Annotated in this window: 13 protein-coding genes and 1 pseudogene; 9 read left to right on the forward strand and 5 right to left on the reverse strand. The window is 63.6% G+C overall.

Features of this window, described 5'->3' with window-relative positions; translation table 11 throughout:
- Nucleotides 1-111 precede the first annotated feature (111 nt).
- From SR3_RS06790 to SR3_RS31135, 5 genes are all read left to right on the forward strand, one after another.
- Nucleotides 112-1,320 (forward strand): MFS transporter, encoded by a 1,209-nt coding sequence (locus SR3_RS06790; protein WP_068082738.1) that lies wholly within the window; start codon nucleotides 112-114, stop codon nucleotides 1,318-1,320.
- A gap of 156 nt (nucleotides 1,321-1,476) precedes the next feature.
- The gene (locus SR3_RS06795; protein ID WP_084455085.1) at nucleotides 1,477-4,092 is read left to right on the forward strand and encodes a TonB-dependent receptor; all 2,616 of its coding nucleotides are present in this window, start codon (nucleotides 1,477-1,479) and stop codon (nucleotides 4,090-4,092) included.
- Nucleotides 4,089-4,880 (forward strand): DUF1868 domain-containing protein, encoded by a 792-nt coding sequence (locus tag SR3_RS06800; protein WP_157098681.1) that lies wholly within the window; start codon nucleotides 4,089-4,091, stop codon nucleotides 4,878-4,880. Before SR3_RS06795 ends, SR3_RS06800 begins: the two co-directional genes overlap by 4 nt.
- A gap of 88 nt (nucleotides 4,881-4,968) precedes the next feature.
- Nucleotides 4,969-6,213, forward strand: coding sequence for an MFS transporter (locus SR3_RS06805; RefSeq protein ID WP_157098682.1), 1,245 nt, complete (start codon nucleotides 4,969-4,971; stop codon nucleotides 6,211-6,213).
- An 11-nt stretch (nucleotides 6,214-6,224) separates the two neighbouring features.
- Nucleotides 6,225-7,394, forward strand: coding sequence for an ROK family transcriptional regulator (locus SR3_RS31135; protein WP_169805571.1), 1,170 nt, complete (start codon nucleotides 6,225-6,227; stop codon nucleotides 7,392-7,394).
- Between the two features lie 31 nt (nucleotides 7,395-7,425).
- Here the strand turns inward: SR3_RS31135 and SR3_RS06815 are convergent, their stop codons facing one another.
- Nucleotides 7,426-7,845, reverse strand: coding sequence for a hypothetical protein (locus SR3_RS06815; protein WP_068082748.1), 420 nt, complete (start codon nucleotides 7,843-7,845; stop codon nucleotides 7,426-7,428).
- 177 nt (nucleotides 7,846-8,022) lie between these two features.
- Nucleotides 8,023-9,039: a LacI family DNA-binding transcriptional regulator gene (locus tag SR3_RS06820; protein ID WP_068082869.1), complete on the reverse strand. Its 1,017-nt coding sequence runs from the start codon at nucleotides 9,037-9,039 to the stop codon at nucleotides 8,023-8,025.
- A gap of 618 nt (nucleotides 9,040-9,657) precedes the next feature.
- Between SR3_RS06820 and SR3_RS06825 the strand changes: the two genes are divergently transcribed.
- From SR3_RS06825 to SR3_RS32885, 3 genes and pseudogenes are all read left to right on the forward strand, one after another.
- Complete coding sequence (locus SR3_RS06825; RefSeq protein ID WP_068082751.1) at nucleotides 9,658-11,940, forward strand: TonB-dependent receptor; 2,283 nt, start codon at nucleotides 9,658-9,660, stop codon at nucleotides 11,938-11,940.
- A 108-nt stretch (nucleotides 11,941-12,048) separates the two neighbouring features.
- Nucleotides 12,049-14,166 (forward strand): outer membrane protein assembly factor BamB family protein, encoded by a 2,118-nt coding sequence (locus tag SR3_RS06830; protein WP_068082754.1) that lies wholly within the window; start codon nucleotides 12,049-12,051, stop codon nucleotides 14,164-14,166.
- Nucleotides 14,141-14,428 (forward strand): annotated as a pseudogene (locus SR3_RS32885) (transposase); the annotation flags it as partial. The gene SR3_RS06830 and the pseudogene SR3_RS32885, both read left to right, overlap by 26 nt.
- A 204-nt stretch (nucleotides 14,429-14,632) precedes the next feature.
- Here the strand turns inward: SR3_RS32885 and SR3_RS06840 are convergent.
- A complete protein-coding gene (locus tag SR3_RS06840) occupies nucleotides 14,633-16,270 on the reverse strand; it encodes a nucleoside hydrolase-like domain-containing protein (RefSeq protein WP_218018770.1) in 1,638 nt (545 codons plus the stop codon).
- 47 nt (nucleotides 16,271-16,317) lie between these two features.
- A complete protein-coding gene (locus tag SR3_RS06845) occupies nucleotides 16,318-17,898 on the reverse strand; it encodes a carboxylesterase/lipase family protein (RefSeq protein ID WP_084455092.1) in 1,581 nt (526 codons plus the stop codon).
- A gap of 346 nt (nucleotides 17,899-18,244) precedes the next feature.
- On the opposite strand from SR3_RS06845, the gene SR3_RS06850 reads away from it, so the two are divergent.
- Nucleotides 18,245-20,929, forward strand: a complete 2,685-nt coding sequence (locus tag SR3_RS06850) for a TonB-dependent receptor plug domain-containing protein (protein ID WP_068082760.1) — start codon at nucleotides 18,245-18,247, stop codon at nucleotides 20,927-20,929.
- A 135-nt stretch (nucleotides 20,930-21,064) separates the two neighbouring features.
- Here SR3_RS06850 and tpiA read toward each other — a convergent pair whose 3' ends face one another.
- The gene (tpiA, locus tag SR3_RS06855; RefSeq protein WP_068082876.1) at nucleotides 21,065-21,838 is read right to left on the reverse strand and encodes a triose-phosphate isomerase; all 774 of its coding nucleotides are present in this window, start codon (nucleotides 21,836-21,838) and stop codon (nucleotides 21,065-21,067) included.
- Nucleotides 21,839-21,857 lie beyond the last annotated feature (19 nt).

Here is a 21,857-nt window from a genome sequence, read left to right on the forward strand (position 1 = left end):
CGCCCCTTGCACGCCGACCGGGAGAGGCGGCGGAATAGGCGAAAGATTGGCCTAACCAAAAATGGCTCAAGCGAGCCCCATAAGGACAACATCATGGAGAGAGGGCGCCGCATGTCGGTTTTTTCATCGCGCCACGCCCGATGGTGGATCATCGCTCTGGTGTCGCTGGGGACGGTGCTGAACTATCTGGCCCGGTCCACGCTTTCGACCGTGGCGCCTACGCTCAAGCAAGTGTTCGCCATGAGCACCGAGCAGTACAGCTATGTCGTCATGGCCTTTCAGGCGGCCTATACGGTGGCCCAGCCACTGGCCGGGCTGGTGCTGGATGTGCTGGGCAGCAAGATCGGCATCGGCCTCTTCGCCGCCTGCTGGGGGCTGGCCAATATGGCCCATGCGCTGGCCACGGGTTGGCCGAGTCTGGCGTTGTTTCGTGGGTTGTTGGGCGGGGCTGAAGCGTCGGCCATGCCAGGCGGCCTCAAAGTGGTGGCCGAATGGTTCCCCCCGCGTGAGCGGTCGGTCGCCACCGGCTGGTTCAATATGGGCACCTCGATCGGCAATATGCTGGCGCCGCCGCTGGTCGCCTTTTGCATCCTGACCTGGGGGTGGCGCTCGTCCTTTCTGATCACCGGAGCCATGAGCATCGTCTGGGCCGCGGCGTGGTTTGCGCTGTATCGCAAGCCCGAGGGCGCGCAGGCGCACGCGCAGGCCGACCGGGCCGATGCCATGACATGGCGCGGCATCGTTGCGGAACGCCGGTTCTGGAGCATCGCCTTGCCGCGCTTTCTGGCTGAACCGGCGTGGCAGACCTTCAACTTCTTCATCCCGCTCTATCTCACCTCGGTCTGGCATCTCGATCTTGTGCATGTGGCGATGTGGGCCTGGCTTCCTTTCGTTGCGGCGGATCTGGGATCGGTGCTGGGCGGCTATGTCGCGGCCTGGCTGATCGGCGGGCTGGGATTGTCCGTCATCAACTCGCGCAAGGTGGTGGTCACGCTGGGCGCGCTGTTGATGGTGGGGCCCGCGAGCATCGGGCTGGTGCATAGCGCGCAGATGGCGATTGCGCTGTTCTGCATCGGCGGCTTTGCCCATCAGATGCTGTCAGGCGCACTGCTGACGCTGGCGGCCGATGTCTATCCCGGCCATGCGGTGGGGCGCGTGGCGGGGCTGGCTGGCTCTTCGGCGTGGATCGGGGGCTTTCTGTTCACGGCGCTCATCGGCCAAAGCGCTGACCGCTTCGGTTACGATCCGCTCTTTGCGGCGCTGGCCGGGCTCGATTGGCTGGGCGCGGGGATTCTCTGGCTGATGCTGCGCCATCGGTAAAGGAGGCGCATAACCAGCGCCTGACGTTTTTCATGAATGTGCGGAAGGCATGCCGACCGGAACACCCTATCTTATCCTCCCATGCGGGCGCTGCCATAAAAGTGCAAAGGTTACTAACTAAACATGCGTTAGTTAGATCCGCCGGGAGGCTCCCTCATGCTTTGTTTCCGTACCGCCCTTTTGTCCGCATCCGCCCTGTCGCTGGTGCCCTTGGCCGCCCAAGCCCGGACGTCTGAACCCCAGACCGCGACCGCCCAGAGCGATATCGTCGTCACAGGCACCCGGGCCTCGATGGCAAAAGCGACGCAGATCAAGCGCGCCGCCACCCAGATCATCGACACCGTTTCGGCCAGCGAGATCGGTCAGCTGCCCGATTTCAATGCGGGCGATGCGCTGCGCCGCGTCACCGGCGTCAACACGCTGACCTATCAGGGCGAGCCGCGCTTCGTGATCGTGCGCGGTTTCAATCAGGGCTATAATGATCTGCTGGTCGATGGCTTCAGCTTGGCCGCCACCGACATCAACATGGGCATGACCACCACCAATGGCCGCCAGCTCTCGATGGAGGTGCTGCCCGCCAACCTCGCTTCGCACATCGACGTGATCAAATCGGCCACACCCGAAACCGAGGGCAATTTCATTGGCGGTCTGGTCAATTTCGTCACCCCCAGCGCCTTCGATTTCGCCAAACCCACCCTGTCGCTCTCGGTGAAAGGCGGCGAGGCGCTGGACAGCAAGGCCAATGGCGGCAATCACTTTGGCGGTCAGGCCGAGGTCGCGGGCGCAGCCCGTTTCGGCAGCGACCAGCAGTTCGGCCTCTACCTGTCGGGCACCTATTGGCGGCGCGACATCAATGTGGCGCAGGAGGAAACCGGCAGCACGCGCAACTGGTACACCGCCGCAGGCACCGTCACCACACCCTATGGCGGCAACGGCTATGCCGTGCCCGCCAACCGCATCTATTACAACTATCGCAACAAGCGCGAGCGCTTCGGCTTTCAGGGCCGGCTCGACTGGCATGGCGAGAGCGCCAAGGCCTACATCGCCTCCTACTATTTCAACCAGCGAGAGAATTCCGCGCGCTACACCACCAATGCCGCCGTCGCCGCCACCGCCACGGACAGCAACCAGACGGCCACCAGCGGCACGCTGAGCAATGTCACCCAAACCGAGCAACTGGGCCGCTATCTGTGGAAGCGGCAGGTCTATGGGCTCTATGGGCGCGGCGATATGGAACTGGGCGGCGGCTGGAAGGCGGATCTCGGCGCCAGTTGGTCGCACAGTTCGGTGAACAATCCGCAGATCGCGGATTCCTTCGCCCAGAGCAACATGGCCTTCAACTATGACACCAGCGGCATCGCCCCCACCTTCACGGCGGTGAACGCCGCCAATGCGGTGAATGCCAGCCTCTACAAGACCACCTCGCGCACGATGGAGACCTATTCGCTCTCCTCCAACCGCTATGATGTACAGGCCAACGTCGCCCGCAATGTCGAGGCCAGGGATCGCGGTTTCGGCATCAAGGCGGGGGCTCGCTTCAGTGGCACGCAGCAGGGCGTGGGCTATAACGGCACGACATGGTCGAACCTTGGCTACACGCTGGCCGGCGTGACCAATGGCACGGGCATCTGCGGCTATCAGTGCGATACGCCGATCCCGATGATCAGCGGCCCGGCTGCCGACAGCCTGTTCGCCCAATATGCCGGAAGCGCCACGGCCACGGTCAACACGGCGTCGAATGCGGGCGGCACCTATAAGGTCACGGAGGACATCTGGGCCGGTTACCTGCAGGGCCAGTGGCGCAGCGACCGCCTGCTGGTGGTGGGCGGCGTGCGCCTTGAGCAGACCCGCTTCGCCTCAAGCAGCACGCAGGCAACCAATGGCGTCTACGCGCCCGTCGGCGCCGGCAAGAGCTATTTCGATGCGCTGCCCTCGGTGAATGTCATCCTCAACACCACCGAAAACAGCAAGCTGCGCCTCGGCGCCAGCATGAGCGTCGCCCGCCCGGCCTATAGCGCGGCGGCGCTGCATGGCGGCGTGCTGAACACCACCTCGTCCACGCCCACGCTCAGCACCGGGAACCCGGATCTGGCGCCCCGCCGCGCCCGCAATCTGGACATTGCGCAAGAGTTCTATTTCGACCACGGCAAGGGGCTTTTCGCCGTCTCTGGTTTCTACAAATGGATCAACAATGAGATCTATTCCTATGGCGCCTATCAGACCATCGCGGGCGTTTCGACACCCGTGCTGGTGACGCAGGCCCGCAACGCCACCGGCCTGACCCGCGCCTATGGGCTGGAGGTGAGCGCCTCGCATGATCTCAGCTTCCTGCCCGCGCCCTTCGACGGCTTCGGGGTCAGCGCCAATGCCACCTTCTCGCGCGCCCATGTGCCCATCACGCTGAGCGACGGTTCGGTGCGGGTGATGAACAATCTGGCCGAGCAACCCGGGCGCATCATCAACGCCTCGATTTATTACGACAAGGGCCGCGTGCATGGCCGACTGGCGTGGAACCATCTGGGCCGCCTCTGGGACGACCGCTATCCCAACCTCACGCCCAGCGGTTTCTACGCCAACCGCATCCAGCAGCCGACCAACAATCTGGATCTGCAGCTCTCCTACGATGTGACGCGCCGCTTCACCGTCAGCTTCGATGCGCAGAACCTGACGGCGCAGGGCATGAGCTATCGCTACGGCACCAATCAGGAGCTGCTGCAATCGGCCCTCAAGCTGCCGACGCAAATCCTCTTCGGCGCCAAGGTGAAGCTGTGAAAGACTCCATCACCGGGCGCCGCAGCTTTCTCGCCGCAGGATCGGCGCTGCTCGCGGGGCTAAGCACCGTGGCGCGCGCCACATTGCCGGAACAGGGCACGCCCCCCGATGTTGGCCGGAAGTTTTTCGCCGACGGGCAGGTGATGCCTTTCGCGGGCAACACCATCATCTGCCACCTGCCACAGCAAGGGCCGGACAGCGCGCCTTTCGACGCCTTGCTCGACATCTATCGCGCCCTGCCCGCGCGGAGCTGGGCGCGCAAGGTGGCGGTGCTGCCCCCCTCCAGCTATCACATGACGATCATCGGCGGCGCCAATGACAAGGAGCGCCGCCACCCCCTCTGGCCCGCCGACCTGCCTCTGGATATGCCCATGGCCGAGTGTGACCGCATTCTGGGCGAAAGGCTGCGCGCCTTCCGTCTGGGCGCAGAGGCTGGCCCCTACCGCATGCGGGTGAACCCTGAGGCCCCTTCCGCCAAGGAAGGCCCGCTGACCATGCGCCTGCTGCCCTTCGATGAGGCCGAAGAACGCAAGCTCAGACGCCTGCGCAATCGTCTGGCCGCTGTGCTGGGCATTGAGGATGCGGGCCATGATACCTATGGTTTCCACATCACGCTGGCCTATCAGTTCGCGGCGCTGACCAGCGCCGAGGATGCCGCCTGGCGCGCGGATCTGGCGCAATGGAAGCAGCAGATCATCGCCCGCGCGCCCGTCATCACGCTGGGGCCGCCGGAATATTGCCTGCTGGCGGATATGTTCGCCTTCAAGCGGCAATTCTATCTGGAGTAGCGCCCCGGAGTCATCATTCTGTCACCTTCACACAGCAGGCGACAGCCTCTAGCAGGAAGGACAGGCCGTGGACGGACGATCAATAAGGATGCGGCCCCTGCTGCCACCTTTGTCGATGCCGCTGCGCCTGTTCCCGGCCTCGACACTAATGGTCTATGCGCTCGCCCATGCGGGCAAGACGTTGTTCTGGACCGTCAGCGACCTCTATTTCACATGGATGGTCATCACCGTGGGCGGGGTGGCGGCAGGCTGGGCGGGGCTGGGCATTGGCCTGTCGATCCTGATCGCGGCGGTGGCGGATTATACCGGCGGCCGCTGGCTGGGCGCGCGGATCACCGATGCGGCCATGGCCGCCCGGACGCAGTTTTTGGCCTGCCTCGCCACCGGGGCCGCGCTGCTGGGTTTCGCCATACTGGGCCTTGTGCGGCCCGAGGGGCTGGCGCTGGCGATGATCGCGGGGCTGATCCTCTTCCGCCTGACCTATGCCGGGCTGGACATCACGCAAAACGCTCTGCCCGCCCTGATCGCCACCAGCAAATGCGAAAGAGCAGCCTATGGCATGTGGCGGAACATATCGGGCGGCCTCGCGCGGATCGCGCTGAGCGCGGCTTTTGTCCCCCTGTTGATGCATCGTCTGCGTCAGGATCAGGCGCTGAATTTTCTGGCCATGGCGCTGGTGATCGGCGTGATGGCGAGCATCGCCGCCGCCTTGTTGCGTTTGCGGCTGGCGCAGGGCGTGACGCCATCGGCCGCTCCTCCCGCAATCCCGGCGTCAGCGGAAGAAAGACCGCGCCTCGGCCCGCTCACGCTGGCCATGGCGCTGGCCTCGCTGGGCATGACGCTGTTCCAGCAACTGGAACCCTTCTTTGCCGCCAGAGCGCTGGACCGCCATGCCGCCGCCACCTTTCTTACTGCGGGCGCGGTGGGCATGGTGGGCAGCCAGCCGCTCTGGCGCTTGCTGGCGCTGGGCCGCCATCGGCGCTGGACGCGCGGCAGTGTGATCGCTTCCTGTCTGGCCTGCGCGGGGCTGATGCTGCTCACCGGCGCCTATGGGCTGGGATGGGCGCTGGCTGCTGGCCTGTCCTATGGCCTGGCGGCGGGCGGGGTGACGCTGCTGCTGTGGATGGCCGCGCTCGATTGCCTGCCGCATCAGGCCATCGGGCGGATCAGCACGTTTTCGGCCAGCGCCAAGCTTGGGCAGGCGCTCAGCATCGGGCTGGGCTGCGCCATGCTGCAGATCGACGCTCCCATCGCGACGCTGGGCCAGATGATGGCGGGGGCGCTTGCGCTGGTGGCGCTCTCCATCCTCATTGCCAGAACCCGCCAAGCCTGACTAAACCGGCAATGCCCAACCAACCATCGAGCTTCCACCCATCCATGCCGCTGCGTCCTTCTCCGCTTCCTGCCGAACCCTTTCGCGCCCTTTCCGCCAATGAGCGCATGGTGCTGGGCCTGATCCGCCGGCATGCGCCGATCTCCCGTGCGGAGCTGGCGCGACGCTGCGGGCTGACCATTCCCTCGATCAGCCGCATCGCCGAAGCGCTGCTGAACGATGGCCTGATCGCGGCGGAGGAAAAGGTGATGATGGGCCGCATGGGCCAACCCAGCCTGCCGCTGGTGCTGGCTCCCGATGCCGCCTTCGCCATCGGCGTGGCGGTGCGGCCCGACAGCCTGGTGGTGACGCTGAGCCACCTCTCCGGCGCGGTGCGCGCGCAGCTGCGCGAGTCTCTTGCCGATCCCGCGCGCGAGGCGGTCGAGCGTCGGATCGTCGATCTGGCCACCGGCCTGCTGGACGCGCATGGCGCCGCGCCGCGCCTGTGCGGCATGGGGATCGCGCTCTCGGGCTTTTTCCTTGAAGGGCAGGAGCAGATCAACGCCCCGCTGGGCATGGAAGACTGGGCCATAGACCGGCTGGAAAGCCTGATGCGCACCCGGATGGGCGTGCCGGTGGTGATCGAGAACGACGGCAATGCTGCCGCCATCGGCGAGCATGACCAGCGTGGCGCGGAGGCGCCTTCCAGCATGGCCTGCCTCTATGTGGATCGCGGGCTGGGCGGCGGCATGGTGGTGGACGGGCGGTTGATGCGCGGCGCGCATGGCAATGCGGGTGAATTCACCGGCATGCTGCCGCCCGAAACCCGTCCCCTGCGTCCCACGCTGGAACTGTTGCGGCGCATGCTGGAAGAGGACGGCTTGATCGTCCCGACCATTGCCGCCATGCTCGATCAGTTCGACGAGAGCTGGCCGACACTCGATCGCTGGCTTGATACGGTGACGCCGGTCACCAATGCCGTGTTTTCCGCCGCCGCTGCCCTCCTCGATCCGCAGGAGGTGGTGATTGGGGGACGCATCCCGCCCGCGCTGGCGCGGCGGCTGGCGGACCGCGTGGCTTGTTACACGGTGCCGGTGCGGACCAAGGACCGCCCTTTCCCGCGGATCACCGCGTCCCTGTCACGCGATGACACCGCGGCTTTTGGCGCCGGGATGATGTGCTTTCAGCGCTATCTGCTGTAGCGCAGGCCGCCCGGCGGTCAGGCTCTGATGATCACCATCCGGTTGTTTCGACCTGATGGGCTGCCTTGAAGTCCGTGGCTGCCTTCTTCCCCTGGGCATTGTCGGGCAGTGCAATGTCGAAAACCCAGAACTCGTCGCCATCCTCGGCAACGTCGAGATCCCAGATGCTTTCGGGCCATGCGGCCTCATCTGTGATCAGTTTGAACTTGGGATCGTTCTGGAAGGCATGAGCGAGGTGATCGCTCACCAGTCCGGCCAGCTCGTCGATATGGCCGACAAGATGCGTGACCGGCAGCATGTTGTCCGTCACCTCATCAATGAAGGTCTCGTAGAGCTTGGCGTAGGCGGCATTGAGTTCGGCGTCCTCATGGATGTCGGCCTCGGCCACCACCACGCGAAACTGCAGGGGATCATTGGCGTTCTGATAGATCTCATGAGCGGGCAGTGTCATGGCATGTCCTCTGGCGGTGAATGCAGGCCGAAGCGGCGTTGCGCCTGCCTCCGACGTGTCAGCAGACCTGTGATATCAAAACTTTGTCGCTTGCCTTCTAGGCCTTCCATGGCGCCATGGCCAGAGCCTAATGGCCGCTTCGGGCACGCGCCATGATCGCGCCAGGCCGGTTGCCGCCTATGCGACCGGCTGGCGCGGCGGTTGGGTGCTTGAGCGTGCCACGATGTTGTGATGCAGAGAAACGGACTGCGCTTCAGAGATCGTGCCGTTCAGAATCCCCAGCAACAAGGTCACCATCTGACGGCCCATTTCAACCATGGGTTGATGGATGGTGGTGAGCGGCGGATTGCTGACGCTGGCGTAGCGCGTATCGTCAAAGCCGGTCACCGATATGTCCTCGGGGCATCGCAAGCCATGATGCCGCAGGGCGGAAAGGGCGCCAAACGCCTGTTCATCGCTGGAACAGCAGATGGCTGTGGTTGCGGGGGCCTGAGCGAGCAGGTCTCGGGCTGCTCGCTCACCGGCTTCGATGGAGAAGTCGGTATGGATCATCGACAGGGTTTCGGAGATTCTCAGCCGATGGGCGGCGCGCCTGATCCCGCTCATGCGTTCCCGCGCCGTGGGGCTGGTCGACGGGCCGCCGATGGCCGCGATGTCGCGATGGCCAAGCTCATAAAGATGCTCGATCATGTCCGATGTGGCCTGGGCATTGTCGATATGGACGCTGGAGATATCGAGCGGGCAATCAAATTCCCCACCGTTGATGATGGGCGCGCGTCCACCCATGTCCTCGGCCATCCGATACAGGGTGGGCGGCGCCTTGTGGCCCAGGAAAATCAGGCCATCGGCTTCGCGGCGCAGCAACATCGAGGCGTAAGCCTCCTCAATCGCGGGGTCCATGCGGGTGTCGCCGAGCAGGACCGAATAGCCGGCTGGCTGCGCCGCATCCTGAATGCCGCGCAGGACCATGCTGAAATATGGATTGGAAATATCGGGAACCGTGACGATGATCTTGCAGCTTTTGAGCGTTCTCAAGCTTTTGGCGGCAAAATTCGGCGCGTAGCCCAGCTCGTTGACAGCCGCCATGACCTTCATCCGCATCACGGGATTGGAGGCGTTCTGATTTGCCAGGATGCGCGATACGGTTGCCGTGGAAACGCCGGCGCGGGCGGCAACGTCTTTGATGGTGGTCATGAACTGCATTGTGTGACGCGCGAGCAGCTTGCGCAAGGGCAGTGCCGCGTCACGACGGCGGAAAGCGGAAGTGCGGATGTTTGCGGTATGAGCGTGATCCGATGAATATGTAATCCATTTCAAATCAGAGGTGTGTTTGAGGTTCGTTCATGGCGTATGGCGCGATCAATTGCTTCAGGTCCCCAGTGGGTGGTGAAGGATAATATTCTTGTTATTTCAGATAAATATAATTCCTATTTTGATCGGAAGGTCGCGCTGAATGTGTGATGGCAGGCGCGAGAGGCTTCGTCTATCCCTGAGGTGGCGTGGTACAGCCATATTGTAATGCTTTACTTCATGGCGCGAATCAGGCAGATGATCGCCTTACAACAAAGATTCTAGCTATACCGCACTATGGAGAGGTGGCGACAATTATCACATGTCGGGGGTCGGCGCGATCAGGTGTGCCGATGGCTTTGAATGTAATCAATTACAACATGCCGCCCACGATAGGCATCGTGGCGAAAAGTCATTCGTCTGGCCGGAAAATCGGCATTCGAGATAATTTTGAAACGGGGAGGGAGTTTAATGAAGGCAGTTTATACGGCGCCATGGCTGCAAGATCGCCGAACGTTGCGTATGGCCACGTTGCTCGGCTGCACCGCATTGGCCTCGCTGGCGCTGGCCAGCCCGGCATCGGCACAGAGCGCGGCGGCCCCTGCAGCCCCGGTAGCCTCGGCGCCGGATACGGGTGATATCGTGGTCACCGCGCAGAAACGCAGCGAGAATGTCCAGAAGGTTCCCAAGCTGATCGAGGTGCTCAGCGGTAAGGAAATCGCCTCTGCCGGTGTCACCAAGCTGGTCGATCTGCAGAATATCTCGCCCACGCTGACCGGTTCGGATCAGACTCAGAATTCGCGCCCGCCGGGCGTGCGCGGCATCGTTTCGGTCGCCAACTCGGTTGGTGTTCAGGCGCAGACCGGCATCGTCGTCGATGACGTGCCGCTGCCCACCTATTCGACGCTGGCCAACGATCTGGCCGATGTCGAGCGGGTCGAGGTCTTCGCCGGTCCGCAATCGACCCTGTCGGGCCGCAATTCGGCGGCAGGCCTGATCAACATCGTGACGCGCGCGCCCAAATTCACGCGTTCCGCCGATGTCAGCGTCGAGCAGACCAGCGATCGCCAGACCCGCGTCACCGCCAATCTCAACCTGCCGATCAGCGATACGGTGGCGTTCAATGTCTCCGGCGTGCTCAACCATTGGTCGGGCCCCTACACCAACAGCCTTATTCCCGGGCATTTCGGCGGCTATAAGACCGAAGGTGCCCGCGCGAAACTGCTGTGGCAGGCAACCAATGCGCTCAAGCTTACGTTGACGGGGTACTATATCTCCACTGACGGCACGCAGCCTCCGCTGCTTGCGGGTGGGCCGATGATCTATGCCTCTTCAGGCGCATCCTATGTCACGCTCGATGCCAACAAGACGCCGCTGTCCTCCTATGGCTATGGGATCTCCGGCAACAATCGCACCTACACCTCGAACCAGACCGCGACCTTTTCGAACAAGGATGTGGGGGGCTCGCTGCGGATCGATCTCGATGTGGGCAAGCTGGGCTCGCTCACCTCGCTGACCTCCTACAGTTACAGCGCCCAGCCGCGTGCCGACGTGTTCTTCGGCTATCCGAGCGCACCGGCCAATTATTACGCCTATACCGATGTGCAGACCAAATACACCACGCAGGAAGTGCGCCTGGTCTCGCCATCATCGGGGCGGCTGAACTACACGCTGGGTGTGTTCTACACCAATGCCGATCTGTATGAGCCCTATATCCGCCGTCAGGTCTTCCCGGTGAACTGGCTGCGCTGGTCGCATCAGCAGAGCATCGCCCTGTTCGGCCGCGCCACCTATCAGCTGACCTCCGCCGATTTCATCACCGCGGGCCTGCGTTATCAGCATGACAGGCAGGGCTATGCGTGGGATTTCCGCAATGTCGCCACCGATGCCGTCACGGCTCATTCGCAGGGCGGCTCGCCCTATGATTTCGGTTCGGGGGAAATCAGCCTGAGGCATGAATTCAACCGCGATGTCTCGGTCTATGCCACCTATTCGCGCACCGAGACCGGGCAGGCCTATGACGTGGAGAACAATGCGGCGGCGGCGGTGGGCACGCTCAAGCCGCTGGCCAGCGAGAAGGTCAGCAATTACGAGATCGGCGTGAAGGGGCGCTTTCTTGACCGCCGCCTGATGCTCAATCTGACCGGCTTCTGGGCCGATTACAGCAATTATCAGGTGCAATCGATCGACTCGAGCGACCCGACGCAGGCCCCGGTCATCCGTCTGCTGGCCATCGGCGCGGTGCGCACGCGCGGTGTCGAGGCGCAGGCCACGCTCAAGGTGACATCCGCCCTTTCGGCGGGGCTGGCGGGCGCCTACACCGAATCCGTGATCCGTGATTACCCCGGCGCGGGCTGTTACCTCAACCAGACTTTGGCTCAGGGCTGCGTCAATGGCGCGCAGGCCAATCTGGCGGGGCTGAGCCTGCCCAATGCGCCGCGCTGGAAGCTGAACGGCAATCTCAACTATCGCCGCCCGCTCTCCGGCAAGGTCGATCTCACCTCCTCGCTGCAATGGCGCTATCAGAGCCAGGTGCATTACGACATGCTGGGCAATCCGCTGACCACGCAAGGCGGTTACAGCGTGTTCAATCTGCGCCTCGGTCTGGCCGCTCCCGACAGCGCCGAACGCAAATGGACGCTGGAGGCTTTTGCCAACAACCTCTTCGACAAGACCTTCTACACCACCGTCAACGACAATTCGAACCGCTTCACCTATCCCACCGGCAGCGGCACGGTGCTGAGCGTGCGTTATGCGCGGGACAGCTTCCGCTATTTCGGGGTGCGCGGTACGGTCGCTTTCTGATCCCGTCCGGGGTCGAGATCAGGCCCCGGACATCAACGTCAAGAATACAATTTCACAAAGGGGAGAGCCAGCCTTGAACGCCATGTCCATCCAGCAGGGAGATGCCCGGTGAGGCGCAAGACCGTGTTGATCGGCGCGCTGGCTTTGTCCACGCTGGGCTCCACCCTTGCGGCGAGCATGCTCAAGGCCGGAGAGGATGCCGGTTGGGCGGCTTATGGTGGCAATGCGGAAGGGCAGCATTTCTCCCCGCTGACCCAGATCGACCGCGCCAATGTCGCGCAGCTGCGCGAGGCATGGCGCTTCGACACCGGACCGGGCGGTCTGCAGACGACGCCGCTGGTGATCGGCCACCGCCTGTTTGCCTACACTTCGAACCAGGATGCCATCGCGCTGGATGCGGTGACGGGCAAGCTGCTCTGGCGCTTCAGCCCGGGCAGCGGTAGCGGTCAGCCCGTCAGAGGGTTGGTGCATTGGCAGGAGGGCACGCAGGAACGGCTGATCGCGTCCAATGTCAGTTCGCTTTACGCGCTCGATCCGGCCACCGGAAAACCCATTCCCACCTTCGGCGAGAATGGCCGGATCGATCTGAGCAAGGATCTGGGGGGCGACGGCCACGACTATGCGGTCTTTTCCACCACGCCTCCGGTGCTGTGCAAAGGGCTGTTGATCGTCGGCTTCCGCACCGGGGAGACGCCGCCTGCCGCTCCCGGCACGATCCGCGCTTATGATGTGAAGACCGGCCGGCTGGTCTGGCGCTTCAACACCATCCCCCATGATGGCGAGGCCGGTGCGGAAAGCTGGCCCGCCGGCGCCTGGAAGACCGCCGGTGCGGCCAACAACTGGGCCGGCATGGTGGCCGATGAGAAACGCGGTCTGGTCTTCGTGCCGACCGGCTCGGCCGTGCCCGATTTCTACGGCGCGGACCGGCTTGGCAACAATCTCTATGCCAACAGCCTGATCGCGCTCGATGCGCGGACCGGCAAGAGGGTCTGGCATTTTCAGGCGGTGCATCACGATCTGTGGGACCGTGATTTTCCCTCGCCCCCGGTGCTGCTCACGATCAACCGCGACGGAAGGAGGATCGACGTCGTGGCGCAGACCACGAAGCAGGGCTTTATCTTCGTCTTCGATCGCGCCACCGGCAAGCCGGTCTTCCCCATCGAGGAGCGCCCCGTGCCGGGCAGCGACGTGCCGGGCGAGCGCTCTTCACCCACGCAGCCCTTTCCCTTGCTCCCCGCGCCCTTTGCCCGGCAGGAGTTGACCGAGGATCTCATCACCCGCCGCACGCCGCAGGCCCATGATGCTGCTCTGGCGCAATTTCGTGGCATGCGCAGCGGCGGGCAGTTCACGCCCATCGGCACTGACCGGCCCACGGTGGTCTTCCCCGGCTTCGATGGCGGCGCCGAATGGGGTGGTTCGGCGGTGGATCCGGCGCGCGGCATCCTTTTCGTCAACGCCAATGATGTCCCTTGGTACACGCAGATGGCCAAGAGCGCTCCCCCGGGCGATGCGGGCAAGGGGGCGACGATCTATCAGGATCAATGCGCTGTCTGCCATGGTCCGGCCCGGCAGGGCTCGCCGCCTGATATTCCCAGCCTGACCGATGTCGGCAGCCGCCTGACGCCTGACGTCATTGCCGCAACCATCGCTGGCGGGAAGGGGCGCATGCCCGGTTTCCCGCAACTGACGGCGGCTGATCGCACGGCGCTGATCGAATTTCTCCAGACCGGCAAAAGCACCCCGCCCGCTGCCTCGCGCGAGGTGATGTCCACCGGTACGCCCACCAAACGGCCCGCCTATATGATGACGGGCTACAACAAATTCCGTGATGTCGATGGCTATCCGGCGGTCGTGCCGCCATGGGGCACGCTCAACGCGGTGGATCTCAACACCGGGCAGTATCTCTGGAAAGTGCCGCTGGGGGAATATCCCGCGCTGGTGGCCGCGGGCATGCGCCATACGGGTTCGGAGAATTACGGTGGCCCGGTGGTGACCGGCAGCGGGCTGCTCTTCATCGGCGCGACCATCTTCGACCGCAAGTTCCGCGCCTTCGACAGCCGCAGCGGGGCCTTGCTGTGGGAAGGAGAGCTGCCTTTCGCCGGAACGGCGACGCCCATCACCTATATGGTCGATGGGCGCCAATATGTCGCGATCGCCACCAGCGGCCAGCGTGATGTGAAGGGCCCTCAGGGATCGGCCTATGTCGTCTTTGCCTTGCCCAAATGACGATCTGAGCGATGAAGAATGGGATGCCGTCGCGTGTGTCATCATGGCGCGGGGGCATCCTTGCCCCAAAGGCGCGGCGGACCAGCGGCGCATCCTGAACGGCATGCTTCATGTGCTCAGGCGGGGATGTGGCTGGCGCGAGATGGATGGCCGTTATGGGAAGTGGAATTCGGTCTATGTCCGCTTTCGCCGTTGGGGTGAGAAGGGCACATGGGATCGGCTGCTGCCCGTGCTGGTCGATCTCGGGCTGACCGACCGCTGGCCTGTGAGCGACCGCCCCCGATCAGGCGTGGTCGCGACATTGCTGTCCAATCATGCGGCGGCGCTGCGGGCGCGGGAAGCGCCGGCAAAGTCGATCTGCATGGCCATGAAGACTGTTCGGCGGCGACGTTTGAAATATCCCGCTCCCGAAACTTTCACCTGAAACGGTTCAGGAAAAGCTCCGGAAACCGGCTGCCCGATCTTATCACGCCGTAACGTTCACCACCACTTTCTCGTAACGGGTGAGGGGCACTTTGCCGTCATCGGTGGCCTCGGCCACGATCTGCAGCTGGTCGCCCGGCTTTGCGTCCGCCGGCACATGGAAGCTGGTGCTTTCGCCTTCGCTCTTGTCGAGCGTGATGGTTCCGGCATAGGTGCCCGCCTTGTCCCACGGCCACCAGCGTAGCGTCACGCGGTTGCCATCCGGATCGCTGGTCGTTGCCTTCAGCTGGATCAACTGGCCGGGTTTGGCGGCAATGTAGTCCGGGCCTTCCAGCTTGATGTGCGGATAATGGTTGGCCCCGGCATAGGTGGGCGTGGTGGCCCAGGCCAGCCGCGCCGCCAGATCGTTCATCACCGGCGCCAGAAAGGGGTTGGTCGGCTGGCGCGGGCGGGGCGGGGGCATATAGTTCGTATCCTTCACCTGTCGCTCGATCTGGGCCATCATATCCGCGCCGAAGGATTTGGTCGGGGCGTTGGGATCCACTACCTTCCATGTGCCGCCCCAGCCGCCGAAGCTGTCACCGCGATAGCCGCGCAGGCCGTTATCGATCAGGTTGAGGAAGGTGGGCGTGTCGCCTTCGCCCAGGAACTCGCCCTTGGGCAAGGGGGGCGCCCAGACGATATAGCCTTTCTGTTTCAATTCCTTGGCGCTTTGGTTGGGCAGACCGAAGAAGTCGAAGATATCGCCCTTCACCATCTGCTTGCCATCGCCCCACACGCGCTCATTGGCGCCCAGCGGACCTTTGCTGGAGACATGGGCCTGCATCCAGGCTGCGGTGAAATAGGCGGCATCGGAGGGGCTGGCGGTCGACTGCGTGGCATAGCCCAGCGGCACGCCGCCTTCCTGATGGCGATAGCGGATCTCGGGCCAGTGCGGCTTGATGTATTTGGCGTAGGTATCGTCCTGATCGCCCGAGGGATGGATCACCGCCTTGGCGATCACCCTGGCGCGAATGGCGGCCCATTGCGGGGTATTGCTATACTGGTCCTCGATGGATTTCAGCGCGCGGGCGATGGTGCTGCCGCCACCCCAGGCATGAAGATAGACCGGCGACTGTTCGTCATCCAGAAGCAGGCTCTTGATGAGATCGGATCCGGGCGTGTCATGATCCATCTCGCCATCGAAATCGACATTGCCCCAGCGTATCTTCGACTTGAGAAGTTCGGGCGTGGGATAATCGTGGTCATGCACCTTCAGATTGGGATAGGCCTTGGCATAGGCTTCGACCTCATCGTCGATGAAGCGCTCGTTCGGCCCCCAGCGATAGGAGGTGCAGGGGCACAGATGCAGGCCAAAGCGCGTATATTCGCGGCCCGGCACCGATTGCGTGGTGCCCTTGCCATCGCCCTTCCAGTGGAACTGGCTGCTGGCATAGATCAACCCCTCGGTGCGAAAGTCCGAACTGCGCAGCAGATAGCGGATCATCGAATTGTTGTCGTCCAGCTCGGGGTCGGCGGTGATGACCACGCGCGGCTTCTGCCCCGGCGGGGTTTCCAGATAGGTGATGCCGGGCACGGCGGTGTCGCGGGTCGGTTCGGTCGCGGCAAAAGTGCTGGCGGGAAGGGCGGAGGCCAGAGCGCTGGCCAGCAAAAGGCGTGTCATGGTGCGTGCGAGGGTCATCGGGGCGTCCTGTGATCTGGGGTGTCAGGCGTAAAGAGGCGAGGGCCCTATGGCTGGGCCGCAATGCGATCCATCGCGCGGTAACGGGCCTCATCGGTGAAGGGTTTGCTCTTTGTGGGCAGCTCCACCTCCTGCCGCCACAGGGGCGAGGTGTTGCCCGCCGGTTTCCATGCGGGCAGGCCGGCGCCATTGGGGTTGCCGGTCTTGATGAAGTTGACGAAATAGCCTTGCAGCAGCGTCGACATCTGCCGGTCCGCAGGTGTCCAGTTGTAGAGCGGGCTCACCCCGGCCACATCCAGATTGCCCAGCGCATATTCGATCTCCGCGCTGTGGACCGCGCCGATCACCGGCATGGCCGGGGGCGGCAGCCCGTTGGCGGGCGGGCGGATATGGTTGTAGCGGAAGTAATAGGTCGGCTCTCCGCTCTGGCGGTGCAGGTCGAACCATTTCCATGTCGGCTGGCCAAGGAAATGGTCGCTGGAGAGTTCGGTCGAGGCGGCCAGCACCTGCGCATCGCTGGCGGCGGGGTAGAGCTTCATCACCGTCTCGGCATTGGCGCCGAACAGCTTCGTCACCCCCTCGCGGTAATGGGCGACGGTCGGCGTCTCGCTGCCCAGCACCAGATTGCCGAAGGTGTCCTGCGAGTTGGAGCCGATCATCGCGGGCACATGCGCCGCCTGATGCGCTGCATAGGTGGCGTCGAGGCTTAGGGGTAGCAGATAGCCATCGATGCTCAGCCCCAGCCCACTGCCGCTGGTGGGGCGACTGGCGAGGATCGTGTCGGCGGGCAGGGCGCGCAAGGCGGCAAGCGAGGTGGCGCCCAGCTTCTGGCCCAGATCGGTGCCCCGGGCTTCGGCGGCCTGAAGCGTGGCCGGGCCCATGCGCCCTTCCACCGCCGCGCCGCTTTCGGCGATCACGCCAACGATCAGATCGCGTGAGAGCGGCGAGACGGTCAGCACGCTCATCGAGAAGGAGCCCGCCGATTCACCGTTGATGATGATGTGCTGCGGATTGCCGCCGAAGGAAGCGATGTTGGCGCGGGTCCATTGCAGCGCCGCGACCTGATCGAGCAGGCCCTGATTGCCCGAGGCGTGATGCGGGCTTTCGGCGGTCAGTTCGGGATGAGCGAAAAAGCCGAAGCTGCCCACGCGGTAATTGGCGACGACCACGACGATGCCCTTTTTGGCCATGGCCGCGCCGTCATAGCGGGATTCATCCGCAGCCCCGGCCACAAAGCCGCCGCCATAGGCATAGAACAGCACCGGCAGCCTGTCGCCCGGCTTGGCATTCGCCGGGGTCCAGATGTTGAGGTAGAGGCAATCCTCGCTGTCGCCCGAGGAGCGGAAGCGCATATCGGCAAAGGCGGAGGTCTGTTTGCAGCGGGGGGACCATTGTGTCGCTTCGCGCACGCCGGTCCATGGGGCCAGCGGCTGGGGCTCACGCCAGCGCAGCGTGCCGACCGGGGGCTGGGCAAAGGGAATGCCACGGAAGCTGTGCACGCCTGCGATGGCCATGCCATGCACCGCTCCGGCGGGGGCGGTGACGTTCAAATTGTCGGGCGTATCGGCCAGCGCGGGGGCGCTGCAGGATAATGCGAAAATTATCGAAGCGAATCGAATGTGTCGCATGGTGAAGTCCCTCTCCTTTTTTTGAGAGGTAGGCATGCAATGCGCGCTCTGTCCAGATTTGTTTCACTCACCTTCGAATCATTCAAGGTAGCATTCACGAAAATTGCGCCGACTTATGTAAAAATTACCAGACATATCATGCCAGTGTCGCGAATTTACCGCTAAATCTCTGAAAAGCGTTCATGTTTTCAGTCATGATACAGTCCGCTAAAAATCGACGGAAAACGAAAACAAATAATTGCTATACGAAAGAATAGACGATAATCATCCGACAGCAAACGACACCGCATCCCGCACAACATGCCAATCGGCACCGGGATAGTGGCGCTAAAGGGAGGGACTGCCGTTGACTGGGAACACCACACTCGAAATCCGCCTGCCGTTCATGCGCAGAGCAGCTCTGGGCTCGACCAGCGCGCTGGCGATGCTGCTGGCCATGGCGCCTGCCGCCCATGCGCAACAGGCCGATGCCGCAGCACCACAGGCCGCAGCCGACAGCACCGCCGAAAAGGACCGCGAGATCGTCGTCACCGGCACGCTGATCCGCGGGATCGCGCCGGTGGGCACCAATGTGATCGGGGTGACGACCAAGGACATCGCCGCCAAGGGCGTGGCATCGACCAACGATCTGATGTCCACCATCCCCCAGATCAGCAGCTTCAACGCCTATCAGGCGCCGTCGGCCGGTTTCGGCCAGCCCATCGCCCAGACCAATCTGCGCGGCCTTGGCGCTTCGGGCGGCACCACCACGCTGCTGCTGGTCAATGGCCACCGCCTGGTTGGCTCGGGCATCCTGCAGACCTATCCCGATCCCACCGTGATCCCGCCCAACATGATCGAGCGTGTGGAAGTCATCCCCGATGGCGGCTCCTCGATCTATGGTTCGGACGCTATTGGCGGCGTCATCAATTTCATCACCCGCAAGCATGCCTCGGGCATCGAGGCCGATGCGAAGTTCGGTTTCTCGGGCGGCTATCGCACGGTGGACGGCAGCCTTTTTGCGGGTAAGGAATGGACCGGCGGCTCGCTGATGCTGTCCTACAGCTTTGCCTGGCACAACAACATCCAGGGCGGCAGCCAGCCCTATGTCTCGCAGAACAACACGGCGCGGGGCGGCGGCGACCGCCGCGTCTCGACCTGCGCGCTCACCAATGTCATCGCCAATGGCGTGACCTATGCCGAGCCCAATCTGACGCCCGGCACCGTCAACAAATGCGACACCAGCCAATATGCTGATATTTATCCGCGCGAAACGCGCCATTCGGTCTACGCCGCGCTCGATCAGGATCTGACCGACAATCTCCATTTCAACATGTCGGCCTATTATTCGCGGCGTGATACCACCACGCTGACCGCGCCGCTGGCCACCAATGGCACGATCACCTCGGCCAATCCCTTTTTCCAGCCGATCGGCACCGCCACCACGCAATCGGTGCTGTTCAACTACACCTCGGTGTTCGGCGCTCAGGGTTTGAGCAACCCGGCGCGATTCGAATCCTGGGGGCTGACGCCCACCTTCGAATGGAAGCTGGGCCACAACTGGAACCTGCGGGCCATGGGCAATTATGGCCACAGCTTCAACTCCACCACCGAACGGGCGATCAACAACGATGCCGCCAATGCCGCGCTGGCCAGCACGTCGACGGCGACCGCGCTCGATCCCTATAACCTCTCGCTGACCAACCCCACCGTGCTGGCCGCGATCCGCGACTATCAGAACTATTCGCAGGCCAAGCAGGATCTGGGCGAGGTGCGGCTGGTCGCCGATGGCCCGGTCGTCAGCCTGCCGGGCGGCGATGCGCGTCTGGCCGTGGGCGCGGAATATCACCATGAGGGCATCGAATCGCGCATCGCTTTCGGCCCCACCGCCACCCCCAAGCAGAACGCCGTGGCCGCCACCCGCAACGTCAAATCGGTCTATGGCGAGGTCTTCGTGCCGGTGTTCGGCAACAGCAATGCCATGCCGGGCCTCGCCGGTCTGGATCTGACCGGGTCGGTGCGTTACGACAGCTATGACGATGTGGGCGGCACCACCAACCCCAAGATCGGCTTCAGCTACCGCCCGGTGCGCTGGATGACGGTGCGCGGCAACTGGGGCACATCGTTCCACGCCCCCAGCCTTGCCGACACCAGCGGCGCGGTGGACGAGCGCGTCACCTCGATCCCGGTGGCGACCAATCTGGCCCCGGGCAGCGTGGCCTCGGACGCTTTCCGCCCCGTGCTGTATATTTCGGGCGGCAACCCCAATCTGAAGCCGGAAACCGCGCATACCTGGTCGCTGGGCACCGACATCAAACCGCCGATCTGGGATGCGCTGACCCTGAGCGCGACCTATTACAACGTCGATTTCCGCAATGCGATCAGCGTGAACTCGGGCTATTTCTCGCAAGGCGCGGCCTATTGGGCCGATCCCAGCAACACGCCCTATTACATTCGGAACCCCACGCTGGCGCAGGCCACCGCCTTCTCACGCGGGGCGCGGGCGGATAATTTCACCTCGCTGGCGGGCTTCTTCGCTGCCAACAATCCCTATGCCATCCTCGATCTGCGGCGCTACAATCTGGGGCAGCTCTCGCAGGACGGCATCGACTTCGCCGCCAACATCAACCAGCGCACCAGCTTCGGGGCGATCACCGCCAGCTTTGCCGGCACCTACACGCTGGACCGCAACAGCAAGACGCTGCCGACTTCGCCGGTGGTCGATCAGTTGAAGAATGGCTACACCCATCTCAACTTCATCGCCAGCCTGGGGACACAGGTGAAGGGGCTGACCGGGCGTGTCACGCTGACGCATAGCGGCGGTTATCCCATCATCGGCGATGCCACGCAAAGCCGCGTGGCCTCCTTCAATCCGATCGATCTCTATCTGGCCTATGATCTGAAGATGGCGGGCGGCCATCAGGCCACGCTGACGCTTAACATCAACAACATCGCCAACGCCTATCCGCCCTATCGCAACGCGGGCAATGGCTATGCCAATGGCTCGACGCTGGGGCGGTTGGTGTCGGTGGGCATCCGCGCCAAGCTGTAAGCCTAAGGGGCGGGCTGCGTTCATTGCGTAGCCCGCTTTCTGTCAGGTTGATTGACGCGCTTCATCCCTTCAGCGGGCAACGAAGGGCCCGCCGGATCGCTCCGGCGGGCCTTTTCTATCCTCGCTTCGAGGAATTTACGAAGCTTGCAGGCTGGCCTGCTGCGCCGCGCGGACCACGGCGCGGAAGCGGCGCGGATCGAGACTGGCATTGCCCACCAGCAGGCCATCGACATCAGGGATCGCAAGCAGCGCTTCGGCATTGTCGTCATTCACCGATCCGCCATAGAGCAGACGGATGGCGGCAGCCTGCGGGCCCAACCTGTCGCGCAAAGTCTGGCGCAAGGCGCCATGCATGGCGGCAATCTCGGCAGGCTGCGGGATGCGGCCTGTGCCGATGGCCCAGATCGGCTCATAGGCGATGGTGATGCTGCCGATGGAGGTCAGACCGTCCGGCAGAGAGGCCAGCAGCTGCTCCTGCACGCTGGTTTCGGCCAGGCCGGCTGCGCGCTGCTCGGTGCTTTCACCCACGCAGAGAATGGCGGACAGGCCATCGTCCAGCGTGGCCTGCATCTTGGCACGCACGGTGGCGCTGTCCTCGCCGCAGCCCAGACGGCGCTCCGAATGACCGAGCAGCACGAAGTGCGCGCCGCAATCGGCCAGCATCCGGCCCGAGATATCGCCGGTGAAGGCGCCCTCATGGGCGGCATGGCAATTCTGCCCGCCAATGGCGGTATGCTCGACCGTGATGGCGGCGGGATTGATCAGCGTGAAGGGCAATGCCAGCGCGACATCCACGCCGATATAGCAGGCCGCCGCGCGGTCGATATCGAGAATGGCGGGCAGGCTGGAGAGCAGCCCGTGCATCTTCCAGTTGCCCACGACATAGGGCCGTTTCGCAGTCTTGCTCATGATGCTTTCCCGAAGAAAG

It is taken from the genome of Novosphingobium rosa NBRC 15208, assembly GCF_001598555.1.
Taxonomy (GTDB): domain Bacteria; phylum Pseudomonadota; class Alphaproteobacteria; order Sphingomonadales; family Sphingomonadaceae; genus Novosphingobium; species Novosphingobium rosa.